Source organism: Plantactinospora sp. B5E13, from assembly GCF_039871775.1.
Classification (GTDB): Bacteria; Actinomycetota; Actinomycetes; order Mycobacteriales; family Micromonosporaceae; genus Plantactinospora.
Map to the genome: position 1 here is coordinate 16,586 of NZ_JBDPLT010000061.1, position 24,115 is coordinate 40,700.

Annotated in this window: 19 protein-coding genes; 7 read left to right on the plus strand and 12 right to left on the minus strand. The window is 73.1% G+C overall.

Annotated features, from left to right (window positions below; all coding sequences use genetic code 11):
• The first annotated feature begins 360 nt into the window (after nucleotides 1-360).
• Both ABGB05_RS33215 and otsB read left to right on the plus strand, forming a co-directional pair.
• Nucleotides 361-1,761 (plus strand): trehalose-6-phosphate synthase, encoded by a 1,401-nt coding sequence (locus ABGB05_RS33215; RefSeq protein ID WP_347657917.1) that lies wholly within the window; start codon nucleotides 361-363, stop codon nucleotides 1,759-1,761.
• Nucleotides 1,762-1,775: 14 nt separating this feature from the next.
• Complete coding sequence (otsB, locus tag ABGB05_RS33220; RefSeq protein WP_347657945.1) at nucleotides 1,776-4,370, plus strand: trehalose-phosphatase; 2,595 nt, start codon at nucleotides 1,776-1,778, stop codon at nucleotides 4,368-4,370.
• A gap of 56 nt (nucleotides 4,371-4,426) precedes the next feature.
• Here the strand turns inward: otsB and ABGB05_RS33225 are convergent, their stop codons facing one another.
• Genes ABGB05_RS33225 through cobC form a run of 4 tightly spaced genes read right to left on the minus strand, consistent with a single transcriptional unit; the run spans nucleotide 4,427 to nucleotide 9,341 of the window.
• On the minus strand, nucleotides 4,427-5,698 hold the full coding sequence (locus ABGB05_RS33225) for a hypothetical protein (RefSeq protein ID WP_347657918.1): 1,272 nt from the start codon (nucleotides 5,696-5,698) through the stop codon (nucleotides 4,427-4,429).
• Between the two features lie 57 nt (nucleotides 5,699-5,755).
• The gene (cobA, locus tag ABGB05_RS33230; protein WP_347657919.1) at nucleotides 5,756-7,060 is read right to left on the minus strand and encodes a uroporphyrinogen-III C-methyltransferase; all 1,305 of its coding nucleotides are present in this window, start codon (nucleotides 7,058-7,060) and stop codon (nucleotides 5,756-5,758) included.
• Complete coding sequence (locus ABGB05_RS33235; protein ID WP_347657920.1) at nucleotides 7,057-8,196, minus strand: nicotinate-nucleotide--dimethylbenzimidazole phosphoribosyltransferase; 1,140 nt, start codon at nucleotides 8,194-8,196, stop codon at nucleotides 7,057-7,059. Before ABGB05_RS33235 ends, cobA begins: the two co-directional genes overlap by 4 nt.
• The gene (gene cobC / locus ABGB05_RS33240; RefSeq protein ID WP_347657921.1) at nucleotides 8,196-9,341 is read right to left on the minus strand and encodes an Rv2231c family pyridoxal phosphate-dependent protein CobC; all 1,146 of its coding nucleotides are present in this window, start codon (nucleotides 9,339-9,341) and stop codon (nucleotides 8,196-8,198) included. The genes ABGB05_RS33235 and cobC overlap by 1 nt, the downstream gene beginning before the upstream one ends.
• A 144-nt stretch (nucleotides 9,342-9,485) precedes the next feature.
• Here cobC and ABGB05_RS33245 point away from each other — a divergent pair, with 144 nt between their 5' ends.
• Nucleotides 9,486-11,648, plus strand: a complete 2,163-nt coding sequence (locus ABGB05_RS33245; protein ID WP_347657922.1) for a transglycosylase domain-containing protein — start codon at nucleotides 9,486-9,488, stop codon at nucleotides 11,646-11,648.
• A 39-nt stretch (nucleotides 11,649-11,687) separates the two neighbouring features.
• On the opposite strand, the gene ABGB05_RS33250 is transcribed toward ABGB05_RS33245, so the two are convergent.
• Nucleotides 11,688-12,260 carry a GNAT family protein gene (locus ABGB05_RS33250; RefSeq protein ID WP_347657923.1) on the minus strand — a complete coding sequence of 191 codons (573 nt, stop codon included), beginning with the start codon at nucleotides 12,258-12,260 and terminating at the stop codon, nucleotides 11,688-11,690.
• The gene (locus ABGB05_RS33255) at nucleotides 12,257-14,236 is read right to left on the minus strand and encodes a cobyrinate a,c-diamide synthase (protein WP_347657924.1); all 1,980 of its coding nucleotides are present in this window, start codon (nucleotides 14,234-14,236) and stop codon (nucleotides 12,257-12,259) included. The genes ABGB05_RS33250 and ABGB05_RS33255 overlap by 4 nt, the downstream gene beginning before the upstream one ends.
• A 289-nt stretch (nucleotides 14,237-14,525) precedes the next feature.
• Between ABGB05_RS33255 and ABGB05_RS33260 the strand changes: the two genes are divergently transcribed.
• The 3 genes from ABGB05_RS33260 to ABGB05_RS33270 all read left to right on the plus strand — a co-directional run bounded on the left by ABGB05_RS33260 (nucleotide 14,526) and on the right by ABGB05_RS33270 (nucleotide 16,521).
• The gene (locus ABGB05_RS33260) at nucleotides 14,526-15,395 is read left to right on the plus strand and encodes an SURF1 family protein (RefSeq protein WP_347657925.1); all 870 of its coding nucleotides are present in this window, start codon (nucleotides 14,526-14,528) and stop codon (nucleotides 15,393-15,395) included.
• Nucleotides 15,396-15,502: 107 nt separating this feature from the next.
• A complete protein-coding gene (locus ABGB05_RS33265) occupies nucleotides 15,503-16,138 on the plus strand; it encodes a hypothetical protein (RefSeq protein WP_347657926.1) in 636 nt (211 codons plus the stop codon).
• 257 nt (nucleotides 16,139-16,395) lie between these two features.
• A complete protein-coding gene (locus tag ABGB05_RS33270; RefSeq protein WP_347657927.1) occupies nucleotides 16,396-16,521 on the plus strand; it encodes a hypothetical protein in 126 nt (41 codons plus the stop codon).
• A 22-nt stretch (nucleotides 16,522-16,543) separates the two neighbouring features.
• Here ABGB05_RS33270 and ABGB05_RS33275 read toward each other — a convergent pair whose 3' ends face one another.
• Complete coding sequence (locus ABGB05_RS33275) at nucleotides 16,544-17,275, minus strand: SDR family NAD(P)-dependent oxidoreductase (RefSeq protein ID WP_347657928.1); 732 nt, start codon at nucleotides 17,273-17,275, stop codon at nucleotides 16,544-16,546.
• On the opposite strand from ABGB05_RS33275, the gene ABGB05_RS33280 reads away from it, so the two are divergent.
• Complete coding sequence (locus tag ABGB05_RS33280; RefSeq protein WP_347657929.1) at nucleotides 17,160-17,438, plus strand: CGNR zinc finger domain-containing protein; 279 nt, start codon at nucleotides 17,160-17,162, stop codon at nucleotides 17,436-17,438. The genes ABGB05_RS33275 and ABGB05_RS33280 overlap by 116 nt on opposite strands.
• Before the next feature lie 161 nt (nucleotides 17,439-17,599).
• Here the strand turns inward: ABGB05_RS33280 and ABGB05_RS33285 are convergent, their stop codons facing one another.
• The 5 genes from ABGB05_RS33285 to ABGB05_RS33305 all read right to left on the minus strand — a co-directional run bounded on the left by ABGB05_RS33285 (nucleotide 17,600) and on the right by ABGB05_RS33305 (nucleotide 24,071).
• Nucleotides 17,600-18,139, minus strand: a complete 540-nt coding sequence (locus ABGB05_RS33285) for a CHAT domain-containing protein (RefSeq protein ID WP_347657930.1) — start codon at nucleotides 18,137-18,139, stop codon at nucleotides 17,600-17,602.
• A gap of 33 nt (nucleotides 18,140-18,172) precedes the next feature.
• The gene (locus tag ABGB05_RS33290; protein ID WP_347657931.1) at nucleotides 18,173-21,187 is read right to left on the minus strand and encodes a tetratricopeptide repeat protein; all 3,015 of its coding nucleotides are present in this window, start codon (nucleotides 21,185-21,187) and stop codon (nucleotides 18,173-18,175) included.
• A gap of 123 nt (nucleotides 21,188-21,310) precedes the next feature.
• Nucleotides 21,311-21,904 carry a class I SAM-dependent methyltransferase gene (locus tag ABGB05_RS33295; protein ID WP_347657932.1) on the minus strand — a complete coding sequence of 198 codons (594 nt, stop codon included), beginning with the start codon at nucleotides 21,902-21,904 and terminating at the stop codon, nucleotides 21,311-21,313.
• Nucleotides 21,905-22,005: 101 nt separating this feature from the next.
• The gene (locus ABGB05_RS33300; RefSeq protein WP_347657933.1) at nucleotides 22,006-23,211 is read right to left on the minus strand and encodes a DUF418 domain-containing protein; all 1,206 of its coding nucleotides are present in this window, start codon (nucleotides 23,209-23,211) and stop codon (nucleotides 22,006-22,008) included.
• A 194-nt stretch (nucleotides 23,212-23,405) separates the two neighbouring features.
• Entirely contained in the window at nucleotides 23,406-24,071 is a 666-nt protein-coding gene (locus tag ABGB05_RS33305; RefSeq protein WP_347657934.1) for a uridylate kinase, read from the minus strand.
• Between the last annotated feature and the right edge of the window lie 44 nt (nucleotides 24,072-24,115).

Consider the following 24,115-nt stretch of genomic DNA (forward strand, 5'->3'; position numbering starts at 1 on the left):
CGTGTTTCGACCCGACCACAGCGTCGGGATTCCCCGCCGACCACGGTGCCGGTTCCGCCGACCACGGTGCCGGCCCCACCGCCGACCCCGCTGCCGGCTTCCGCCTACCGCGGGACGAGGCTGGGCGAAACGCCACCGTCAATCCTGACAGGTCCGCCGGGCTGCGCCCACATCACCCCGGGTACCGCGCCGCCCGTGCCGCGCGCGGGTCGGCCCGGGGCGCCCGTCGTGTTCAAGATCACCCGGGGGTTTCCCCGGGTCGTCCCGCAGGGCAGTAGTAGTGACCCGGGGACCATGGCGCCGCAGCTACGCTCAGTACGCTCAGCGGTGGGACCCGTCATCACCGGAGGTGCACTGATTGTGACCGTACGCAGCTCGTTCGTGGTCGTCGCCAATCGTCTACCGGTGGATGAGGTGACCACGCCCGAGGGGAAACAGTGGCGCCGGAGCCCGGGCGGCCTGGTCACCGCCCTGCACCCGGTACTCGCCCAGCACCAGGGCACCTGGGTCGGCTGGGCCGGCGGGGTGGGCGCCGCTCCGGAACCGTTCGACCTGGAGGGGATCCGGCTGCACCCGGTGCCGCTGAGCGCCGAGGAACTCGAACGCTACTACGAGGGCCAGTCCAACGCGACGATCTGGCCGCTCTACCACGACGCGGTGGAGACCCCCGCTTACAAGCGTCGCTGGCGCGAGGCGTACCGGCTGGTCAACGCCCGGTTCGCGGAGGCCGCGGCGGAGGTCGCGGCCGAGGGCGCCACGGTCTGGGTGCAGGACTACCAGCTGCAGCTGGTGCCGGCGATGCTCCGGGAGCTCCGACCCGACCTGCGGATCGGCTTCTTCCTGCACATCCCGTTCCCGCCGATCGAACTGTTCATGCAGATGCCGCTGCGCGCCGAGGTGCTGCGCGGGCTGCTCGGCGCCGACCTGGTCGGCTTCCAGCAGCGGCTGGCGGCGCAGAACTTCGTCCGGCTGGCCCGGCACCTGCTCGGGCTGCGCTACGAGGGCCAGATGATCCAGGTCGACGGCCGGCAGGTGAAGGCCGGCGCCTTCCCGATCTCGATCGACGTCGCCGAGATGGAACGGATGGCGCTCGACCCGAACGTGCAGGCCCGGGCCAAGCAGATCCGCACCGAGCTGGGCGACCCGAAGACCGTGATCCTCGGCGTCGACCGGCTCGACTACACCAAGGGCATCGAACTTCGGCTCAAGGCGTTCCGCGAGTTGCTGGCTGACGGAAAGTTGACAGTTCCCGAGGCGGTTATGGTGCAGGTTGCCACGCCAAGTCGGGAACGCGTAGAGCACTACCAGGCACTCCGGGTCAAGGTCGAACGCGAAGTTGGTCGGATTAACGGGGAATTCGGCCGAGTCGGTGTGCCGGCCGTCCATTACCTCCATCAGTCGTACAGTCGCAGTGAACTTGCCGCGCTCTACTGCGCGGCCGACGTCATGATGGTGACCCCGCTGCGAGACGGAATGAACTTGGTGGCCAAGGAGTACGTAGCAACGCGCGCCGACACGGGCGGCGCCCTCGTGCTCAGTGAGTTTGCCGGTGCGGCCACAGAGCTGCGCCAGGCATTCCTCTGTAACCCGCACGACCCGGACGGTGTCAAGGACGCGCTGCTGCGCGCGGTCCACGTCGACAAGGGCGAGGCCCGGCGCCGCATGCGCATCATGCAGCGCCACCTGCGCACCCACGACGTGGGCCACTGGGCCCGCTCCTTCCTCAACGAGTTGGGTGTCCCGGAAGCGGAGGACGAGTGAAGACATCCGCTCCCCTGGCCGACGGGGGTCCGCGCACCCTCGACGCGATCGACCCGCAGCTCCGGGCCGCGATCGGGCGGATCGCCCGGGTCCCGCAACTGCTGGTCGCCTGCGACTACGACGGCACCCTGGCACCGATCGTGGAGGACCCGACCCGGGCGGTCCCGCTGCCCGAGTCGGTCGCCGCGGTCCGGGCGCTGGCCGCGCTGCCGCAGACCACGGTCGCGGTCGTCTCCGGCCGCGCCCTGCGGGACCTGGCCACGCTGTCCCGGCTGCCCAGCGAGGTGCACCTGGTCGGCAGCCACGGTTCCGAGTTCGACGTCGGCTTCGTCGAACGGCTCTCCCCCGAACTGATCGAGGTCCGCACCCGGCTCCGCAACGAGCTGCGCCGGATCGTCGCCGGCAAGGACCGGGTACGGCTGGAGAGCAAGCCGGCGAGCGTCGCCGTACACACCCGGGGCGCGGACCCCGAGGTGGCCGCCGAGATCGTGGCAGCGGTCGAGGCCGGCCCGGCGAGCTGGGCCGACGTGACGGTGACCCGGGGCAAGGAGGTCATCGAGATCTCGGTGATCCCCACCAACAAGGGCACCGCGCTGGAGCAGCTGCGTACCCAACTGTCGGCGAGTGCCGCGCTCTTCATCGGCGACGACGTCACCGACGAGAACGCCTTCGCCAAGCTGCACGGGCCGGACGTCGGCATCAAGATCGGCCGCGGTGAGACCCGGGCGAACTTCCGGATCGCCGAGCCGGTCGACGCCGCCCGGGTCCTCGGGCTGCTGCTCGAGGTACGCCGTACCTGGCTCTTCGGCGAGCGCGCGGTGCCGATCGAACGGCACTCGATGCTGGCGAACGGGCGTACCGTCGCCCTGGTCACCCCGGAGGCCAGCATCACCTGGCTCTGCCACCCCAAGCCCGACTCGCCGGCGATCTTCGCCGACCTGGTCGGCGGCAACCCGGCCGGGCACTTCAGCATCTCCCCCGAACGGGGCGGCCTGCCGCTCGGCCAGCGCTACCGCACCGGCACGATGACCGTGGAGACCCGCTGGTCCGGGCTCACCGTCACCGACTGGCTGGACCGGCCGTCCAGTGTCGGCGTACCCAGCGGCCCCGCCGTGATCAGCGGCGACTCGACGCTGATCCGGGTGATCAGCGGCGCCGGCCGGGCCCGGCTGACCTTCGCCCCCCGGCCCGAGTTCGGCCAGGTCGCGGTGCAGCTGCAACCGCTCGGCGACGGGCTGCTGGTGCTCGGCTCCAACGAGCCGATCGCGCTCTACTCCCCCGGCATCGAATGGGAGATCGTCGACGACGGCGGCTACGAGACCGCCAAGGCGGTCGTCGACCTGACCGCCGCCGGCGGCTCGGTCACCTGTGAGCTGCGGTTCGGCTCGCACAGCCTGGCCCACCACCGGGTGCCGGTGCACGAGCGGCAGACCCGGGCCGAGCAGCCGTGGCGGGACTGGCTGACCGGGCTGCGGCTGCCGCACACCGCCCGCGACCTCGTCGCACGCAGCGCACTCACGCTGCGCGGGCTGGTCCACGAGGCGAGCGGTTCCATCCTCGCCGCCGCGACCACCTCGCTGCCGGAGGAACTCGGCGGGGTCCGCAACTGGGACTACCGGTACTGCTGGCTGCGTGACGCCGCGCTGACCGCGCGAGCGCTTGTCGACCTCGGCTCGCTGACCGAGGCCGAGGGCTTCCTGCGCTGGGTCGACGGCTGCGTCGAACGCACCGGTGGGCACCCGGAGCGGCTGCACCCGCTCTACACCGTGGACGGCTACGAACTCGGTGCCGAGGCGGTCATCGACACCCTGCCCGGGTACGCCGGCTCCCGGCCGGTCCGGGTCGGCAACCTCGCCAACCACCAGCTCCAACTCGACGTCTTCGGCCCGATCGCGGACCTGCTGGCGGCCGTCGCCGACCTGCGCGGCTCGGTACGCGACACCGAGTGGCGGGTGCTGGAGAACATGGTCGAGGCGGTGGCCCGACGCTGGCACGAGCCCGACCACGGGCTCTGGGAGGCTCGGCTGCCACCCCGGCACCACGTGTACTCCAAGGTCATGTGCTGGATGACCGTCGACCGGGCGCTGCACGTGGTCCGCCGGCACGGCGACGGGGACCGGCCGGAGTGGGTCGAACTGCGGGACCGGATCGGGCACAACGTGCTCGAGTACGGCTGGCACGACGGCGCCGGCGCGTACAGCGTCGCGTACGGGGACGAGGAGATGGACGCCTCGTCGCTCTGGGTCGGCCTCTCCGGGCTGCTGCCCAACGACGACCCCCGGTTCCTGGCCACCGTGCTGAAGATCGAGGCCGATCTGCGCAGCGGTCCGGTCGTCTACCGCTACCTGTGGGACGACGGCCTGCCGGGCCGGGAGGGCGGCTTCCACATCTGCACCTCTTGGCTGATCGAGGCGTACCTGCGGACCGGTCGACGGGCCGACGCCGAGGAGCTGTTCAACCAGATGGTGGACACCGCCGGCCCGACCGGCCTGCTCCCCGAGCAGTACGACCCGATCTCCGAGCGCGGGCTGGGCAACCACCCGCAGGCGTACTCGCACCTCGGGCTGATCCGTTGCGCCCTGCTGTTGGACGACATGCTCAAGGCGTGAGCTGCCCGGACGGGGCCCCTTCTCATCGCTTCGTGAGAAGGGGGCCCGTCCGGACGTCAGAGTCTGCGGACGACCAGACGACCGCAGTCGCCGCCCGCGGCCAGCAGTCGGCCGTCGGCGGAGTGGACCAGCCGGTGGATCCGTTGCCGGTCCGCACCCTGCGGTGCCACGTCCGCCGGTTCGCGGGTGGCGGCGGAGTAGAGACCGAGCCCCCGCGTCCGGTCGCCGCCGACCGCCAGCGTCTTGCCGTCCGGGGAGTAGGCCCAGCCGTAGCAGGTGGCCCAGCGGTCGGTCCGGCCGCCGGGATTCGTGAACGCCCACACCAGTTCGCCGGTCTCGATCGAGACAGCGCACGGCCCCTCGGCGTACCGGACCGCCGCGACGACCTGCTCCTCGGTCGGGTCGAAGCCGAGCGCCCGGGGCACGATCTCGTGCGGGAACGGGATGCTCCGGACCAGTTTCCGCTGGTCGACGTCCCAGACCTCCACGAGGTTGCTGGTGTCGTGGATCGCGTCGGCGTGCCGGTAGGTCACGCCCCGGCTGGGGCGGTACAGGGCCAGCAGACGCCCGGATCGCGAGAGCGCGCCGGCCCGGCACTGGGTCGTCGGCGAGGCCATGGAGAGTTCGAACAGCGTCCCACCGGCCGCGTCCAGCACCCGGGCCGTGTGGTCGGCGTCGAACAGCAGCAGGCGCCGCCGGGCGGCGTCCCAGGCCGGGTGTACGCAGAACGGGTTCATGGTCTCGTCGGCCGGGTGCCGGCGGGTGTAGTCCGCGAGCAGCCGCCTCTCCCCGGTGGCCAGGTCCAGCCGCCAGGTCTGCTCGTTGCGCGCGTACACCAGGTTTGTGCCGTCGGCGTCGAAGAGCACCGCGTGCAGGAAGGTCTGGCGTTTGCCGGGCGGCTCGCGGTGGACCAGCCGGGCCCGGCCGGTGGCGAGGTCGACGAGCCGGATCTCGGCGCCGTACGCCTGGTCCAGCATGGTGCCGACCGCCAGCGTGCCGCCGTCCGGATGCAGGTCGAAGGCGTCGCTGGTGGACGGGTACGGGCTCAGCCACTCCAGGACCACCTCACCGGGGGCGGCGGCGGACGGATCCCGGACGAGCACGAAGCCTTCCCGGAGCCGCCGGTCCTTCTCCTTCCGGAAGGCGTTCCAGGTCTGCCGCTCGTCACCGCCCTCGATGGTGGTGACCCGCGGCTTGCGCTGCCCGGTCCAGGTTTCCCGGACAACCCGGCCGTCGGCGACCCGTATCCGGCGGTACCTGCGGTTCGCGGGGTCGGACTCCGGGTCGACCAGGGTGATGTCGACCCGGGTGATGTCGTCGTGCGGCATCCGGCGATGGTATGCGGGCCGTACGACCGGCTCAGCCGTGGCGGGAGGCGACGGCGGTCAGTCGGTGCCGACCGGCTGCCCGGCCAGGATGCCGACCACCGGGCCGAAGACCACCACCGCCGGGGGCCGGACGCCGGCGGCGACGACGTCCGCCGCGACCGCGTCCAGCGTCGAGCGGAGCACCCGCTGGGCGCCGGTCGTCCCCTCCTGCACCACCGCCGCCGGAGTCCGCGGGTCCCGGCCGTACGCCCGCAGCGCGGCGGCGATCGCGGCGAGGTTGTTCAGCCCCATCAGCACCACCAGGGTGCCGCGCAGCCGGGCCAGCGCCGACCAGTCGACCAGCGAGTTCGGGTGGTCCGGCGGCAGGTGCCCGGAGACGACGGTGAACTCGTGCGCCACCCCCCGGTGGGTGACCGGGATGCCGGCCGCGGCCGGGGCGGCGATCGAACTCGTCACCCCCGGCACCACGGTGACCGGGATCCCCGCCGCCGTACAGGCCAGCAGTTCCTCGCCGCCCCGGCCGAAGACGTACGGGTCGCCGCCCTTGAGGCGTACCACGTCGGCGCCGGCCAGGGCCCGGTCGACCAGCACCCGGTTGATCTCCTCCTGGGTGGCGGCCGGCCCGTGCGGGATCTTGGTGGCGTCGACCAGTTCGACGTCGGGTCGCAACTCGTCGAGCAGCAGCCCGGGTACCAGTCGGTCCGCGACCACCACGTCCGCCTCGGCGAGCAGCCGCCGGCCGCGTACCGTGATCAGCTCCGGGTCGCCCGGCCCCGCCCCCACCAGCGCGACCCGGCCGACTGGTCGGGTCGGCGTGGCGTCCTCCACCTCGGCCGGCTTCGCCCCGGTCGCCTCCCCCACCGCGTCGGCCGGGGTGGCACCGTTCGCCGACGGTGCCGGGCCGCCGGGGAGCGTGCCGTCGACCAGGGCGGTCCGGATCGCGTCCCGGACCGCCATCGCCCGACGCGGGTCACCGCCGCCGAGCACCGCGACGGTGAGCGGACCGTACCGGGCCACCGCCGGGGTCCAGGCGGTCGCGGCGTCGCGGTCGTCGGCGCGTACGCAGAAGACGCGGCGCTCGAGCGCGGCGGCGCTGACCGCGTCGGCGGCGGCCGGATCGTCGACCGCGACGTGCACCAGCCAGGCGCCGTCGACGTCGGACGGCTCGAACCGGCGGGCGATCCAGGACAGGCGGCCGGCGTCGGCCCGGTCCCGCAACGCCGGGGTGAGTTCCGGTGACACCACGACCACCTCGGCGCCCGCGTCCAGCAGGGCGGGGACCCGGCGGGTCGCCACCGCGCCGCCCCCGACCACGAGCACCCGCCGGTCGGCGAGTCGAAGTGCCAACGGATACAGCGTCATTTCTCCGAGACTCCCGCCGAATCGAAGGTCGCCACCTCGTGCAGCACCCGGACGGCGCCAGCGACGACCGGGAAGGCGAGCAGGGCGCCGGTGCCCTCGCCGAGCCGTAGGCCCAGATCAAGTATCGGCGTCAGGCCCAGCCGCTCCAACCCCGTGGTCGCCCCGGGCTCGGCCGACCGGTGGCCGGCGACCAGCGCGTGCCCCGCGGCCGGCGCGAACGCCACCGCGGCCAGCGCCGCCGCGACCGCGCTCACCCCGTCGAGCAGGACCGGGGTACGACGTGCGGCGCCGCCGAGGACGAGGCCGGCGAGCGCGGCGTGCTCCAGGCCACCGACGGCGGCCAGTACGCCGAGCGGGTCGCCGGGATCCGGCCGGTGCCGGTCCAGCGCCGTGCGGATCACCTCGATCTTCCGGGCGTACGTCGGATCGTCGACCCCGGTGCCGCGACCGGTGACCGTGGCCGGGTCGGCGCCGGTGAAGGCGGCGATCAGCGCGGCGGCCGGGGTGGTGTTGCCGATCCCCATGTCCCCGGTGAGCAGGATGCCGGCGCCGGCGTCGAGCAGTTCGTCGGCGATCCGGATGCCGACCTCGACAGCGTCCCGGGCCTCCTGCCGGGTCAGCGCCGGCCCGATCGTCATGTCCCGGCTGCCGGGCCGGACGTTCGCCCGGACCAGCCTCGGCGCGCCGACGGATGCCGGCGCCGTGCCGGCGGACCCGGCCGCCGCTCCGGCGGCGGGGGTGTCGGGACGGGCCTCTTCCGCCGCGAAGTGCGACAGCAGGGGGCCGTTTCGTACCCCCACGTCGACGACGGTGACCGTGGCGCCGGTCTGGCGGGCGAAGGCGTTGACGACGGCGCCGCCGGTCAGGAAGTTCGCCACCATCTGGGCGGTCACCTCCTGCGGCCACGGGGTGACCCCCTGGGCGTGCACGCCGTGGTCGGCGGCGAAGATCGCGACGGCGGCGGGGGCGGGAACCGGCGGCGGACAGGCTCCGGCGAGGCCGGCCAGGCGGATGGAGAGTTCCTCCAGGGCGCCGAGGGAGCCGGCGGGTTTGGTCAGCCGGGCGTGCAGGGCACGGGCCGCCGCCATCGCCACCTCGTCGAGTGGGCGGATGGCGGCGACGGTCTGCTCCAACATCAGGCCTCCAGGGTCTCGGCGAGTGCGGTCACGAACAGGTTGGTCGTGGCAGTGTCCCGTACCGCGACGCGCAGCCAGTCGGGGCCCAGGCCGGGGAAGGTGTCGCCCCGCCGTACCGCGAATCCGCGCTCGCGCAGCGCGAGTCGTACCGGGTCGGCGCCGGGCAGGTGCAGCAGGACAAAGGCGCTGGCCGGGGTGCCGGCGACGCGTACCCGGGGAAGTTCGCCGAGCCGGCGGAGCAGGTGGGCGCGGTCGGCGGCGAGGCGTACCGCGATCTCGCGCTCGGCCGCGACGGCGGTCGGGGTGGCGCAGGCGGCCGCTGCGGCGAGCGCCGGGGTGGAGACGGCCCAGAGCGGCTGTACGGCCGCCAGGCGTGCGATCAGTTCGGCCGGGCCGAGCAGGTAGCCGATCCGGAGTCCGGCCAGTCCCCAGGTTTTGGTGAGGCTGCGGACGACGACCAGTCCGGGCAGGTCGCGTCGGCTGGCGAGGGATTCCGGTTCGGTACCGCCGGCGGCGGGCGTGGCGGCGGCTCCGGGCGCGGGGCCGAACGTGGCAGCGGGGCCGAGCGTGGTGTCGGCGAACGCCTCGTCGACGACCAGGGTCCGGCCGGGGCGGGCCAGCGCGGCCAGGGTGTCGGCGGGGTGCAGGACGGAGGTCGGGTTGGTGGGGTTGCCGACGAAGACGAGGTCGGCGTCGGCGGGTACCCGCGCCGGGTCCAGTCGGAAGTTGTCGTCCGGCGACAGGATGACCCGCTCGACCCGGTGCCCGGCCGCGCGCAGCGCCGCCTCGGGCTCGGTGAACTGGGGGTGCACGACCACCGGGCGGTGTGCCCCGCGCAGCGCCTGGGCCAGCAGGACAAAACCTTCGGCCGCGCCGGCGGTCAGCAGCACCTCCGGCGCGGGCCGGTGGTGCCGGGCGGCGACGGCGGCCCGGGCCGGTCCGGGGTCGGGGTAGGCCGCCAGGTTGTCCAGGGCAGCCATGATCGGCTCCCGCAGCCAGGTCGGCATCGGCTGGCGTTGGACGTTGACCGCCAGGTCGACGAGGCCGGGCGCCACCTCGGCGTCACCGTGGTGGCCGAGGTCGGGCGGGGTGACCGGCCCGTCCGGCGGCGGCGGGGTGGCGGCGTGGGATCCCGGTACGCGCATGGGCGTGATCCTGCCGAAGTCGCGCCGGCGGCAGCCAACGGAGGTATCGACGGGGGTGGCGGGTACCCGGATCCGCCGGAATCCGGACCGGCAGATTCGCGAATCTTTATCATGTTTTGCCGTGCAATATCATAACTTGAGGTCGTGACCAATCCCACCCGCTCTGCCCCTGGTCGTGCCGTACCCCTGCTCCGGGCCGGACTCATCGCCGGCGTTGTCGTGGCCGCCGCCCTGTTCCCGTTCGCCGCCGTCGGCGGGCTGGCCGCCAAGGCCGGCGCCGAACTGGTCGACAAGACCCCCGCCGACCTGCTCGCCTCCGCGCCCGCCCAGACCAGCTACGTCTACGCCGCCGACGGGACCACCCTGCTCACCACCTTCTACGAGGAACACCGGCGGTACGTGCCGCTCTCGGAGATCTCGCCGTACATGCAGCAGGCGATCGTGGCGGCGGAGGACACCCGGTTCTTCGAGCACGGCGGGGTCGACCCGAAGGGCATCATCCGCGCCTTCGTCGCCAACCAGCAGTCCGGCGGCGTCTCCCAGGGCGCCTCCACCCTGACCATGCAGTACGTCCGGATGGCCCTGCGGGACAGCGCGAAGAACGCGATCGAGGTACGGCAGGCGACCGAGCAGACCAGCCTGCGGAAACTACGGGAGATGCGGCTCGCCATCGATCTGGAGAAGGAGACGAGCAAGGAGCAGATCCTGGAGCGCTACCTCAACTCGGCCTACTTCGGCCACCGCGCGTACGGGATCTACTCGGCGTCGGAGATCTTCTTCTCGAAGCGGCCCGCCGACCTCACCCCGGTGGAGGCGGCCACCCTCGCCGGGCTGGTCAAGGCGCCGACGTCGTACGACCCGGCGAGCTCGGACCAGAAGGCGGCGACGGACCGGCGCAACTACGTACTGGACCGGATGCGCGAGATGGGCTTCCTCTCCCCGCAGGACACCGCGGCGGCCCAGGCCGAGCCGATCCGGCTGCGGCTGAGCAGCCCGCCCAACGACTGCATGTCGGTGCCGGAGGACCACAACGGGTGGGGTTTCTTCTGCGACTACCTGAAGGCCTGGTGGGCGGCGCAGCCCGCGTTCGGCGCCAATTCGCTGCAGCGCCTGGACAAGCTACGACGCGGCGGCTACACGATCATCACCACGTTGGATCCGAAGCTGCAGGAGATGGCCGAGCAGCAGGTGGTGGCCGACGAGTCCGCCGGCAGCCCGTTCGCGCACGGTCTGGTCGCGGTCGAACCGGGCACCGGACACGTCAAGTCGATGGCGGTCAACCGGGTCTACTCGCTCGACCAGAGCGAGAACGGCCCGCACTCCAACCCCAGCCTGCGCAGCCGGCTCAAGGGCAACTACCCGAACACGGTGGTGCCGCTGCTCGGCGGCGGCGATCTCCCCGGCTACCAGGCGGGTTCGACGTTCAAGATGTTCACCATGCTCGCCGCGCTCGATGCCGGGATGCCGCTGTCCACCGCGTTCAACTCCCCGCACCGGTTCGTCTCGAAGTACCCGGACGGCAGCGGCGGCCCGACCGACTGTGGCGGCTTCTACTGCCCGTCGAACGCCAGCGGCGCGATGAGCGGCCTGCAGACCATGTGGTCCGGCTTCGGCAAGTCGGTCAACACGTACTTCATCTGGTTGCAGCAGACGGTCGGCGCGGAGAACGTGGTCCGGCTCGCCGAACGGCTCGGCCTGCAGTGGCGTACCGACATCGACCGGCGGCAGGCCTCCCCCGACCACGCCAACCGCTGGGGCTCGTTCACCCTCGGCGTCTCCGACGTGACACCGCTGGAGATGGCGAACGCGTACGCCGCGATCGCCGCCGACGGCCGGTTCTGCGAGGCGATTCCGGTGATGTCGATCGCCGCCCCGGACGGGACGCCGGCGACGTACCGGTCCGGATCGGGCATGGATCTGGAGATCGCCCAGCCCCGGTGCAGTCAGGAGGTGAACCCGGACGCGGCCCGGGCCGCCACCGACGCCGCGCGCTGCCCGACCGGGGACACCCCGGCCCGGGGATCCTGTGGCGGCTGGTCGACCGCCGACCGGGTACGCGGCATGGTCGGCCGGCCGGTCGCCGGCAAGACCGGTACGACCGACAGCGACCGGGCGGCCTGGTTCGTCGGCTACACCCCGGAGCTGGCGGTGGCGAGTTTCCTCTCCGACCCGGACAGCCCGATGAACGCCGTCGGTGAGGGCCAGTCGAACAAACCGATCGACGCGGTCGGTGGTTTCCTCCGGGACGCGCTGAAGGACCAACCGGTCCGCCAGTTCACCCCACCGTCGGACGAGATGGTCGGGTGAGTTGACGGCACACCCGGCTGGCTGGCGCGACAGGTCGGATCAGTGGTGCAGGTCGGCCGCGACCAGGGACCAGACCTCCAGGTCGACCCGGCCGCTGTGCACGTACCCGGCGTTGCGCAGCAGCCCCTCGTAGGTGAAGCCGGCCTTCTCGGCGACCCGGCGGGACGCGATGTTGCCCGGTGCGACCCGGAGTTCGAGGCGCTGGAAGCCGTGTTCCAGGATCAACGCCACGGCGAGCGCGTCGACCGCCTCGGCGGCCATGCCGAATCCCCGCGCCTCCGGCGCGATCGCGTACGCCACCTCGGTGACCCGGCCGCCCCAGTCGGTCCGTTTCGTCCAGAGGCAGCCCACCAGCCGGTCGTCCTCCCGCCGGATCACGCCGTAGTGGTCACCGTTGCCGCTGTCCCGCCGTTCCTGCGCCATCTCGGTGCACCAGGCCAGTCCGTCGATCTGCCCGAGTTCCCGCTGGAACGGCAGCCACCGCTGGGTCTGCTTGTCCGCGAAGATCGCGGCGACCCCGCTGGCGTCGGCGGCGTGCAGTGGCCGTACGTGCATCCGGGGCGTCGACACGGTCAGACTCGGAAAGCGGCGTACCGCCACCTCTCCGCTCATTCCGCCGGCTCACCGTCCACTGGTGGGGCCGGTCGCCGGGGAGGCTGCGGCGACTGTCCGGCGGGTGGCACCGCCGCCGGTGGCTGGTCGGCCGGCGACACCGCAGCCGGTCGGGTGGCCGGTGGTACCGCGGACGGCACCCCGGGCGTTGCCGGTCCGGGCGGCACCGGGCCGGCCGACTGGTGGGGCACCGGGACGCCGGGCCGACCCGCTGACGGGCCGGACGACGGCCGGTCAGCGCGGTTCGGAGCGGCCGGCGGACCGGACGACGGCCGACCTCCTTGGGTCGGCGGGGCCGGCGGACCGGACGACGGACGGTCAGCGCGGCCCGGCGTGGCCGGCGACACCGGCGCCGCGCCGATCGGCGACGCCGGCACGACGGTCGCGACCGGCACGGTCCGGTCCGGCCCGGCCGGGGAGATCGGCACGACGCCGTCGGGACCGGCGGGCGAGATCGGCGCGGGACGATCCTGCCCGGGCCGATCCTGCCCGGGCCGGGTGGGGCCGGGCGGAGCAGCGGGAGCACCCGGAGCCGCAGCACCCGCCGGAGCGACAGGAGCGCCCGAAGAGCCGGGAGCGCCGGCCGGGGCGGCGGGACGGGCCGGCGGCACCGACAGCGCCGCCGCCACCAGACGCCGGGCGATTCCGGGGCTGCTGGCCCAGTGCACCATCAACTGTGAGGCGTGCACCCGACGCCAGACGAAACCCTCCGGAGGCCCGCCACCCCAACTCCAGGCCGGCGTCTGCCCGGCCCGCGGCGTCAACACGCCCCGGTGCTGCTTGTAGCCGACCACCCGGGCACCGGCCCGGGCGACCGGCGTGTCCGTCCGGGCAGTCGCCTCGCGGTAGCCGACCACGGCCCGCTCCAGGCTCGTACCGGCCGCGTCCAGCACCCCGCACATCGGGCGGCCGTCGAACTCGCGGGCCAGCCAGAGCAGGCCGGCTCCCTCGGCGATCACCGGACGGCCGGTACGGGCCAGTTCCGCGACCGCGATGCAGAGCCGTCGGTTCGCCGACAACTCCTCGGCGTACGTCTCGGGCAGCGCGCCGCCGATCACGAGCGCGTCGGTCCCCTTCGGCAGCGCCTCGTCCCGGAGCGGGTCGACGGTCACCACCTCGGCCCCGGCAGCCGCCAGGAGTTCCGCCGTCTCGGCGTACGAATATGACAGGGCCGGACCACCGGCGAGGGCGATCAACGGACGACGGCCCCGGGTCTCGGCGGCCGGCGCGGGCTGGGCCGGGTCGCCGACCGCCTCCGGCGCCGACCAGACGTCGACCGGCACCCGGGGGGCGGACCGGGCCAGTGCGAGCAGCCGGTCAAGGTCGACACCGCCGGTGACCGCCTCGCCGAGTCGGCGGATCCCCCGGTACGCCTCGACGCCGCGCTGCATCACCGGCACCACCCCGTGCTGCCGGGACGGCAGTACGGCGGGCAGGTCCCGCCGCCGCAGCGCCCCGAAGACCGGTACGCCGATGTCGTCGAGGGCGTCGCGAAGCAGTTGCTCGTGCCGGTCGGAGGCGACCCGGTTCAGGATCACGCCGCCGAGCCAGAGCATCTCGTCGTACGCCCGGAAGCCGTGCGCCAGCGCGGCGACCGACTGTCCCATCGCGCCGACGTCGACGATCAGTACGACCGGCGCGCGGAGCGAGGTGGCGATCGCCGCTGTCGACTCGGTTTCGGCCCGGCCGGCGAGACTGTCGAAGAGGCCCATGGTGCCCTCGACGACCGCGACGTCGGCGTCGGCGGTGCCGTGTGCGAAGAGCGGCGCGATCCGCTGTGCCCCGACGAGCCGGGGATCGAGGTTGCGGCCGAGTCGTCCGGCGGCCATCCCGAGGTAGGCGGCGTCGGTGTGGTCGGGGCCGACCTTGAAGCCGGTGGCCTTCAGGCCTCGGGCGGCGAGCGCGGCGAGCAGGCCGACCGCGATCGCGGTCTTGCCATGGCCGGACGACGGTGCGCTCACCACTACGCGCGGCACGGCGATCATGGTCGGCTCCTCGGGGCGCGGACACCGGTCCCGGTCTCCGGGGTGGTGCGGACGGCGGCGGTACGGGGACGACGCGGTCGGACCCGTCGATCGGACCGACCGGCGTGAGGATACCCGGCGGGCGCCCACCCGCCGGCCCGCCGAGCCGACCCGCCGACAACCTGCTCCCGGACCGCCGAGCCGACCTGCCGGCAACGTGCCCTCGGCGCGGCGAGCCGACCCGGGACAGGTGTGCCGCCCACCTGGCCGGTGGTCCGGGGCCGCCGGGTAGCCTCGGGTCGTGTACCGGTTCCTGCTCACGCCCCGCTGGCTGGGCATTCTCGCGCTGACCCTGGCCGCCGCCGCGGTGATGGTCCTGCTCGGCAACTGGCAGTTGCACCGGTACCAGGAGCGGGCGGCGACCAACGACCGGATCGACTCCACCGCGACGATACCGCCGGTGCCGCTGCACCAGGTCGTGCCGGCACCGACCGGCCCGGCCGGGTCGGTGGGCCAGGCCCCGCCGGCCGACGCGGCCTGGACCCGGATCACCGTCACCGGCCGGTACGACAGCACGAAGCCGATCCTGATCCGGAACCGGACCGTGGAGAGCCGGGTCGGTTTTGAAGTCCTCACCCCGCTGGTGCTCGCCGACGGCAGCGCGGTCCTGGTCGACCGGGGCTGGCTCGCCCCGCCGCCGAGCAGCAACGCCCTGTCCCGGCCGACGGTGCCGGCGGCGCCGTCGGGCGAGGTGACGGTGGTCGGCCGGCTGCACCTGTCGGAGAGCAAGCCGGACACGATCGTCCGGCAGGACGGTCGGCTGGAGACCCGGCGGATTGCCGTACCGGAGCTGGCCAGGGAGTTGTCGTACCCGGTCTACCACGGTTACCTGCTGCTGGACGAGCAGACCCCGGCCGCCGATCCGGCCTTCCAGGCGGTGCCGATCGGTCACGAGAACGACTGGCAGAACGCCGGGTACGTCGTCCAGTGGTGGCTGTTCGCGCTGCTCACCCTGGTCGGGTTCGGCTGGGCGGCCCGCCGCGAGGCCCGGGGTGAGACCGGGGACGACAACAACGTCGACGGCGGCTCGCCGGATCTGGCGGCGTTGCCCGGTGAGCCGACCAAGCCGGCGAAGCCGCGCAAGCCGCTGGACCGCGCCGCCGAGGTCTGAGGACGGGGCACCTTCCGACTTCCGGGACGATACCTGACTCCCGGGACGACATCGGTTCCGGTTAGGGTCTGCGGGATCACACTTGGCCGTGTTGGGGAGGAGCCGGCATGAGCGTGGACCCGACCGGTGCGGGGGCGGATTCCGGTTCCCCGCCGAGCGACCCGTGGCAGCAGACCGGTTCGTCGTCGGACTGGTCGACGCCGCCACCGCCCGAGCCGCCGACGTACCCGTCCACACCGCCGCACCAGCCGGCGCCACCACGGCCGCCGTCGATCGGGTCGCCGGGGCCGGCGTACCCGCCGATGCAGGCGTACCCGGGTGGGATTCCGCCGGTGAGCGCACCGCCGACCAGCGTCGTTCCGGCCGGTGGCTGGCAGCCGCCGCCGGCACACGAGCCGGTGCTCGCCCAGATCGGCGAGATCGCGGTCACCCCGAGCACGGTACGGACACCGAGCGGCGACATCCCGCTGGCCGGCTCGCAGTGGCACGTCGCGGACTACTGGCAGAGCGAACAGAAGATCCCGACCTGGGCGATTGTCTGCGCGGTGGTCGGCTTCTGCTTCCTGACCGTGTTCAGCCTGCTCTTCCTGCTGGCGAAGGAGACCGTCCACCGGGGTGTGGTGCAGGTGACGGTGACCAACGGGGCCCGGCAGTACGTGGCCCGGGTGCCGGTGGTGAGCCCGGCCCAGGTGCAGGCGATCCACCAGCAGGTCAACTACGTGCGGTCGCTCGCCGCATCCTGAGGTCCGGGCCGGTGTGCCGTTCGGCCGTGCCGGCAGCTCCGGATGCGGCGACATGCCGGAGAGTCATGTTTATGACTCTCCGGCATGTCGAGCCGGCGGGTGGCACCGTACCGGGCCGTTCGGCCAGTCGCGCGACGATGATCCGCCAGTCACGCCCGCCGTGTCGTGGGTACCTTCATCGACGGGGTGCCCAGGTCCGCGACGCGTCGTTACGCTCGCCGTAGCACGACACCGCTCGATGTAGCAGGGAGATCGTCATGCGTCTGCGTACCGTGGTTCTGTCTGTCGCGGTTCTCCTGGTCGCCGCCGGGGTGATCGCGGCCGTCGGCCTGAGCCAGGCTCAGGGCGTACTGAACCTGGCCGGATACACCTGGTCCAACTGATCCACCGCCGGCGGTCCGGGGCTCAGTCGACCGGTGCCGCCGGGTGGTCGGTCGTCGCGGCCAGGTCCCGCCACTGTGCGAGCTCGGTCCGCAGCCCGTCGATGCTCTGCTCGATCAAGGCCACGGTGTCCGGACCCAGCGGCAGCCGGGCCGGCGTCCGCCCCGACTCGACCACGTCGACGAGCACCCTCGCGGCGCGCGTCGGGTCACCGGGCTGGTTGCCGTTGACCTGCTGGACCCCCTGCCACATCTGCCCGACCGGTCCGTCGGCGTACGCCGTCAGCCGGTCGCCGGCGATCCGCAGGCTGCGCTCGTCGGCGAAGTCGGTACGGAACAGGCCGAGTTCGACCGTGGTGACCGACACCCCGAACGGGGCGAGTTCGGCCCGCAGCGCGTCGCCGAGGCTGCTCATCGCCGCCTTCGTCGAGGCGTAGACGCCGAGGCCGGGCGGGGCGGTGACCGCGAACAGCGAGCTGATGTTGACGATCTGCCCGGTCCCCTGCTCGCGCAGCACCGGGGCGACCGCCCGGATGACCCGGAGCTGGCCGAAGACGTTCAGCTCGTACTGGGCCCGGATCCCGGCCACCGCAGAGGCCGTCGTCGAGCTGCTCAACTCACGGCCGCACGCGATCCCGGGGATGCCCGACGCGCTGGACGACCCGGACCGGGCCGCCGAACTGCTGCACCAGGTCACCGGCGACCCGGTGATCGGCGGGATCACCCTCGCGGTCGCCGAACTCGTCGCGGCGGGCACCTGGTCGCGGATCCGGACCTGCGCCAACGAGCAGTGCCAGCACGTCTTCTACGACACGACCCGCAGCCGGACCCAGCGCTGGCACTCGTACGAGATGGGCGGCAACCGGGCGAACGTCGCCGCGTACCGGGCCCGCAGCTCCCGGACCCGTACCGCCGGCTGACCCGGTCCCCTGGTCTCACACCAGGCTGGCCGTCACCACCTCCTGCGGGCCCGCCTGGCGCCCAGGTCGTACTTGGGCAGACGCCGGGGAACGCCCTGGCGGTCGACCGGAAATCCGATCTCTGTGAGCCTCTCGACGTTAGTCGACTTGTAATGGATATCTCACTCCCGCGGACACCAGATCTGCAGCCGGATCGGAGGCGTCTCGGCGACCAGCCGGTTCGGGGAGAAGAACCGGCACGTCAGGTCGAAGGCCGCGGACTTCTCCGCAGCGAAGACGATTGCGGCCCGGTCCCCGATCGCCGCGTTCATGCCGATCGCACACGGCACGACCTCGACCACCGCCTTCGCCTGCGGGTACGAGTAGCAGGCGTTGAGGACGACCAGCCGGATCCGCTCGCCGGCGGCGCGGAGTGTGGCGGTCAGGGCGCGTTCCGAGACGGGTTTCGGTCGTCCTCTCCCGTCCACGAAGGTCAGCTCGCCGTTCGGGTCGCCGTGGCCACTGAAGTGGAGCACGTCCGGTCGGAGTTCGTTGAGCGCCTGGAGCAGATCGTCCGGTCGGGCCGCCCAGAACGAACGGAGGTCGATCGCCTGCTGGTGAACTGACCCGCGCAGTTTGTCGCGGATCTCGCGGATCTCCTCGTCGAGGCCGAGCCTCGTGGTGGACCGCGGATTGGCGGCAAGGAACAGCACCGTCGTCATCGTGCGATAACCCCCTGCGCCATACCACCGGTCTCATCCGCGTCTATACGGTACCGGCTCGGTGCAGCCCCGATCCGGTTCCGAGTGGGCCAGTCCGGTCCGGGCCCGGGCCTGCTCGTGGCGGCTGCCGATCTCCTCGGCCAGCCGCAACGCGGCCAGGTGGCGCATCCGCGCCTCGGTGAACCGGCCGGTCGCGGCGGCGACCTCCCCGAGACTGTTGCCGACGCACGCCTCACCGGCCCGCTCCCCGATCCGCTGGAACAGCGCCAGCGCCTCCCGGAGCCGGTCGAGGGCCCGCCGATGTTCGCCGCGCAGCAGGTCGACCCGGGCCAGGCCGTCCAGGGCGTACGCCTCGCCGGCGGACTCGGTGGTGCTGCGGAACAGTGCCAGCGCCCGCTGGTGATGGTCGCCGGCCTGCTGGTGCCGGCCCAGGCCGGAGTCGACGTGCCCGAGCGACACCAGGGCGTACGCCTCGCCGATCTGGTCGCCGATCCGCCGGCAGATGGCGATCGACGCCTCGAGGTGGCGGGCCGCCTCGGCGTACCGTTGCTGGCGTAGTCGTACCTGGCCGAGGTTGCCCAGGGCGCGCGTCTCGCTGGCCTGGTCACCGTTGCGGCGGCACAGCGCGACCGCCTCGGTCAGGCTCGCCGCCGCCTCCGGATACCGGCCCTGCCACTGGTAGACGTGCCCGAGGTTGCCCAGCGCCCGGGCCTCGACGACGGTGTCCCCGACCTCGTGGGCCAGCTCGATCGCCCGGGTCAGTTCGGTGACCGCCTCCGGGTAGCGGCTCTGCTGGACCTGCATCACCCCGAGGTTGGTCCGCAGCTGCGCCTCGGCGCGCCGGTCGCCGGCGTCCCGGGCCGCCCGCAGCGCGTGCTCGTGCAGGATCACCGCATCCGGGTAGTGGCCGCCGCTCTCCAGGTAACGCAGCAGGATGACGGTGAGCGGCACGACGTACCAGGGCTGCCGGTGGGCGGTGGCGTGCACGGCGGTGGCGACCAGGTTGGCCCGTTCCGCGTCGAGCCAGGCGACCGCGGCGGCCAGGTCCGGCAGCGCGGGCAGCGGTCCGGCCGGCGCCGGAACGGTCGGGCGGCGGTGCCGTTCCGCCGGGTACAGCACGTCGATCGCGGTCGCCACGGTGTGCAGGTAGAGGTCCAGCAGGCGGCGGGGCGGCTCGGCCTCGCGATCGCGGGCGGCCAGGTCCCGCGCGTACGCCCGGAGCAGGTCGTGCATGCCGTACCGGTCCGGGCCCCGGCGCTGGACGAGGTGGCTGCGGCCCAGCAGCTCCAGGTGGGCCCGGGCGGTCGGCGCGTCGACGCCGGTCAGCGCGGTCACCGCGTACGCCTCGAACTCGGGGCCGGGGTGGGTGCCGAGCAGCCGGAAGGTGCGGGCGACGTCGGTCGGCAGATCCCGGTACGACCAGGAGAAGACCGCCCCGATGTCGGAGTGCGAGTCGCCGGCGTCGGAGAGCAGGTCGAGCCGGCGGCGATGGTCGGCGAGCTCGTCGGCGATCGTGGCCAGTGGTGTCGGCGCCCGCCGGTGCACCAGTTCGGCGGCGATCCGCAGCGCGAGCGGCAGCCCGGCGCAGTGCGCGACGAGCGCGGCGGCGGCGTCGGGGGCGCCGCCGACCACGGTGTCGCCGAGCAGGAGCCGGAGCAGGGCCAGGGCGTTGTCGGGGGTGAGCACGTCCAGGTCGAGGCGTCGGGCGCCGTGCCGGACGACCAGGCCGGGCAGGCTGTCCCGGCTGGTCACCAGCACCACGCTGCCGGCCGAGGCGCCGGGCAGCAGCGGCCGTACCTGGTCGACCGAGGCGGCGTTGTCGAGCAGGATCAGCATCCGGCGGCCGTCCAGCAGGCTGCGGTATCGGGCGGCCCGTTCGCCGAGGTCGGTCGGCAGCTGCTCGCCGGGCAGGCCGAGGGAGCGCAGGAACCGGGCGAGGGCGTCGCCGGGCGTCACCGGCTGCTCGGGGTCGTAGCCGCGCAGGTCGAGGTAGAGCTGTCCGTCCGGGAACCGGTTCCGGGCCCGGTGCGCCCAGCGGGTGGCGAGCGCGGTCTTGCCGACGCCGGCCGTACCCGAGATGGTCAGGACCACGACGGTGGACGCCGGGTCGGTGTGGCCGGTGCTGTCGGCGCTGTCGGCGGTGTCGGCGGTGTCGGCGGTGTCGGCGGTGTCGGCGCCTCCGCCGCCGGCCAGCCGGTCGAGTGCGGCGAGCTCCGACCCGCGTCCGGTGAATCCGGCCACGTCGGCCGGCAGTTCCGCCGGCACCGGCCGGGGTACGGCGACCGCGGTCGGGGGTGGGGTGTCCAGCCCCGGCGGGCTGTCGTCGAGGAGTTCGGTGTACGCCGCCGCCAGCTCCGGTCCGGGGTCGACGCCGAGTTCGTCGGCGAGTCGGCGGCGGGCCGTGTGGAACGCGGCGAAGCCCTGGGCCCGCCGCCCGGCCGCCCCGTAGGCCCGGACGAGCAGTGCCTGTCCGGCCTCGTCGAGCGGGTCGGCGGCGACCGCCTCCTCCAGGGCGGTGATCGCCCGGTCGGCCGCACCGGCGGCGAGCATCATCCCGGCGTAGCGGGTCAGCGCGGTCCGGTGTTCCCGCAGGACGGCGGTGGTCCGGGGGTGCCGGGCGAGCAGCGGCAGGTCGGCGAAGGGTGGCCCCTGCCAGAGGGCGAGTGCCTCGACGAGCGGGTCGACGGTTTCCCGTTCGGCGGCGAGCCGGACCAGTCTGCGGAACCGGAGCAGGTCGATCTGGTCGGCGGGTACGCAGAGCCGGTAGCCCTCCCCCTGGTACGGCAGCAGTTCGCTGCGGGAATGTGGTGGCCGGTTCGGCTCCAACAGCCGGCGCAGGTGTTTCACGTGGGTCTGCAGGATGTTCACCGCGCTGGCCGGGGGTGTCTCACCCCAGATGGCGTCGACGAGAGAGGCGAGGGTGACCAGTTGTCCGCCGGCCAGCACGAGCAGCCCGAGTACGGCGCGCCGGCCCGGCGGCCCCAACTCGACCGGTTGGTCGTCGTACCAGGCCCGCATCGGCCCGAGCACCTGGATCCGCACCGTCATCCCGTGTTCAGCCGCCGTCCGACGTAATGGGCAACGCTACGCGAACCATAGATCCCGGTAACACCCGAGGACAACGGGACACGGGCACGTGGCACGGATCGGCCGGGTGTGTCGGGGTGGTGATCAGCGCTGGCTGACGAGCAGGTACCGCTCATCGATGATCTTTGCGCCCCACAGTTCCGGGTCGTCGAGCAGCTGGACGTCGACCTGCTGGCGGTGACGCGACACGAGTGACCGGCAGTGCTCGGCGGTCAGTCCGGCACCGGTTGACCAGTGCCCCTCGACGAATACGAGACGTCCGTGGGGCCGCAGCAGGCTGATCCATCGCGCCAGCACCACGTCGGGTTCGGTCAGGGCCCAGAGCACGTGGCGGGCCAGTACGACGTCGAACGATGACGGCGCGAACGGCGGGTGTGCGGCGTCTGCGTGTAGGAAGGTCACCGCGACGCCGGTGTTCGTCGCCTTCTGCCGGGCGAGGTCGAGCATTCGGGGAGCGTTGTCGACCGCGTGGACGTCGTGTCCGGCTTCGGCCAACAGCACCGAGAGGCTGCCCGTGCCGCAGCCGAAGTCGACGATCGTGGCCGGTGCGGCGGGCAGCACCGGCAGGAGCAGCTGCCGCCAGGCCCGGCGCACGGCAGGATCGGATAGACCGTGGTCGGCTTCGTCGTCGAAGCTGGCCGCGTGCGCGTCCCAGAACCGTGGTCCGTACTCGTCCACGCGGCGATCCTGCCAGCCGCCACCGACCCGTCGGCGGGCGGCGGGATCCGGTCGGCCCGCGTTCGGCGAGGTGGGTGACATGCCCACCCCAACGGAACCCGTCATACCGGGTCCGCAACCCGCAGCCGTGGCCACCGCTGCTCGGTCCAGGCCCGCAACAGCCACTCCAGCGGTCCGTACCGGAACCGGGCCATCCACGCCGCGCTGACGACGAGCTGCACACCGTAGATTCCGACCGCGACGAGCACGACGACCGGGGGTGCGACGGCGCCGGCGAGGCCCAGGCCGACGCCGGTGAAGACCAGCACGCAGAGCAGCGACTGACCCAGGTAGTTCGACAGGGACATCCGGCCGGCCGGCGCGAGGACGGCGACGACCCGCCGCCCCCGGTCGGTCTGGAAGAACTGGAGCAGGGTGGCGGCGTACGCGGCCGCGAGCAGCGGCGCGGTGAGTACGCCCGCCGTCAGCCCGGTCAGGTTGGCGGTGCCCCCACCCGATGCGAAGACCACCGCACCGGCCAGGCCGACCGGATAGCCCACCTGTTGCACCCGGCGCAGGAGCTGCCGGTTTCCGGCGACGTCGGTGAGCAGCCGGCGCCGTCCGGCCGCGTAGCCGAAGAGGAAGGCCGAGAGGGCGAGCGGCCCCTGTACGAGGAGCGTGCCGACCATCGCCGGCAGCTGACGTACGTGCTCGACGACGATGGAGCCGATCCCGCCCTGGAGTGCCTCGGTGGACCGCTGTCCGGCCGCGAGTGCCGCCGCCGGATCGGTGACCAGCTGGATCCCACCGGTGGCGGCGAGGGCGAGGACAAAGCCGATCCCGCCGGTCAGCAGGACGGCGACCCGCAGCGCGGTCCCGACCCGGACTCGGCGCATGGCGAGCAGGACCAGGCCGAGCAGTGCGTAGGCGGTCAGGATGTCGCCCTGGAACAGCAGCACCGCGTGCAGGATGCCGAGCCCGAAGAGCCCGGCCATCCGCCGCCGGAACCGTGGGACGACGTCGACGCCGCGCCGGGCGGCGGAGTCGAGTTGGAGCGTGAAGCTGTAGCCGAACAGAAACGAGAAGAGCAGGTACGCCTTCATCGCGAGGAGCGCCTCGACCAGCCACCGGACCGCCTGGTCGCCCCACGAGTCGTACGCGGGATCCGGCACCAGCTGGAAGGAGTAGCCGGAGGCGAAGAAGGTGATGTTGACGATGAGGATGAGCAGCAGCGCCACGGCGCGCAGCGCGTCGACGTCGACGATCCGCGGTTGCGTCCCGGAGGACGCCCGGTTTCCGACCGGCGGGTCCTTGATGGAGTGGCTCACGTGACTACCTCCGGTACGGACAGGAATCGTTGGTGATGACTGTCCTGCGACCCTATGAAGCGGGCTGTTCGGATGGCAGCCGGTGAGCGGGAAGGTTGTCGGTGGGGCAGGCCCCACCCCCGGTGGTCGGGTCTCCGGCCGCGCGGCGGTGTTCGGTCGCGGTCCCCGGTCGGACCGGGAACGATGGTGTCACGTCACCGGCGGACGACGACCGGCACGAGGGGGTCGTTCATGTCGAGCACGACGTCGGCGCGTTCCGCCGGGCGGGCGTCGTACCGGTACAGCCGCTGGCCCGGCAGATACCGGAGCCGGTAACGCCGCTCTACCTCGGCCACCGACCCGAACACCGCCAGGTCGCGCACCCGGGCCCGGGCCAGCGCCACCTCGGGATCGACGTGCAGGTACACCGAGACGTCCCAGAAGGCGGACAGCTCGGGCCGGAGCAGGAACACGCCGTCGAAGAGCAACAGGGCGTCGGCCGGGGCCCGCTCGGTCGCGGCGCGCGTGGCGCTGTCGGTCCGGTGGTCGAACGTGCCGGGCAGATAGTGGCCGTTCCCGCCGGGGCCGAGCGGGCGTAACACCTTGTCGATGACGGCGTCGTGGTCGAACGAGTCGTGGTAGTAGCCCGCCGGGGACAACACCCCCGGTCGGCGCCGTACCGCGGCGGGCCTGTGGAACTGGTCGATGCTGAGCCGGATCACCGGCCGGGTGGTGCCGATCCGGGCCGCGAGCTCGTCGGCGAGCGTGGTCTTGCCCGCCGCGTCCGGTCCGTCGACCGCCACCCGCAACGTGTACGGCACCGTACGGCCGAGCAGTTCGTCGGCCAGTTCGGCGACGATGCTCGCGCGAGTAGCGGACACCTGCCGGAGGCTACCGAACCGCCCTGGTCCTGCCCGGGTACGAC

What these genes read in the sequence shown, in the direction of transcription:
- ABGB05_RS33225 (WP_347657918.1), bottom strand. Translation starts at nt 5,698, where the DNA reads ATGCCGCACGACGACATCACCCGGGTCGACATCACCCTGGTCGACCCG.
- cobA (WP_347657919.1), bottom strand. Translation starts at nt 7,060, where the DNA reads ATGACGCTGTATCCGTTGGCACTTCGACTCGCCGACCGGCGGGTGCTC.
- ABGB05_RS33235 (WP_347657920.1), bottom strand. Translation starts at nt 8,196, where the DNA reads ATGTTGGAGCAGACCGTCGCCGCCATCCGCCCACTCGACGAGGTGGCG.
- cobC (WP_347657921.1), bottom strand. Translation starts at nt 9,341, where the DNA reads ATGCGCGTACCGGGATCCCACGCCGCCACCCCGCCGCCGCCGGACGGG.
- ABGB05_RS33250 (WP_347657923.1), bottom strand. Translation starts at nt 12,260, where the DNA reads ATGAGCGGAGAGGTGGCGGTACGCCGCTTTCCGAGTCTGACCGTGTCG.
- ABGB05_RS33265 (WP_347657926.1), top strand. Translation starts at nt 15,503, where the DNA reads ATGAGCGTGGACCCGACCGGTGCGGGGGCGGATTCCGGTTCCCCGCCG.
- ABGB05_RS33270 (WP_347657927.1), top strand. Translation starts at nt 16,396, where the DNA reads ATGCGTCTGCGTACCGTGGTTCTGTCTGTCGCGGTTCTCCTGGTCGCC.
- ABGB05_RS33280 (WP_347657929.1), top strand. Translation starts at nt 17,160, where the DNA reads ATGCCCGACGCGCTGGACGACCCGGACCGGGCCGCCGAACTGCTGCAC.
- ABGB05_RS33285 (WP_347657930.1), bottom strand. Translation starts at nt 18,139, where the DNA reads ATGACGACGGTGCTGTTCCTTGCCGCCAATCCGCGGTCCACCACGAGG.
- ABGB05_RS33290 (WP_347657931.1), bottom strand. Translation starts at nt 21,187, where the DNA reads ATGACGGTGCGGATCCAGGTGCTCGGGCCGATGCGGGCCTGGTACGAC.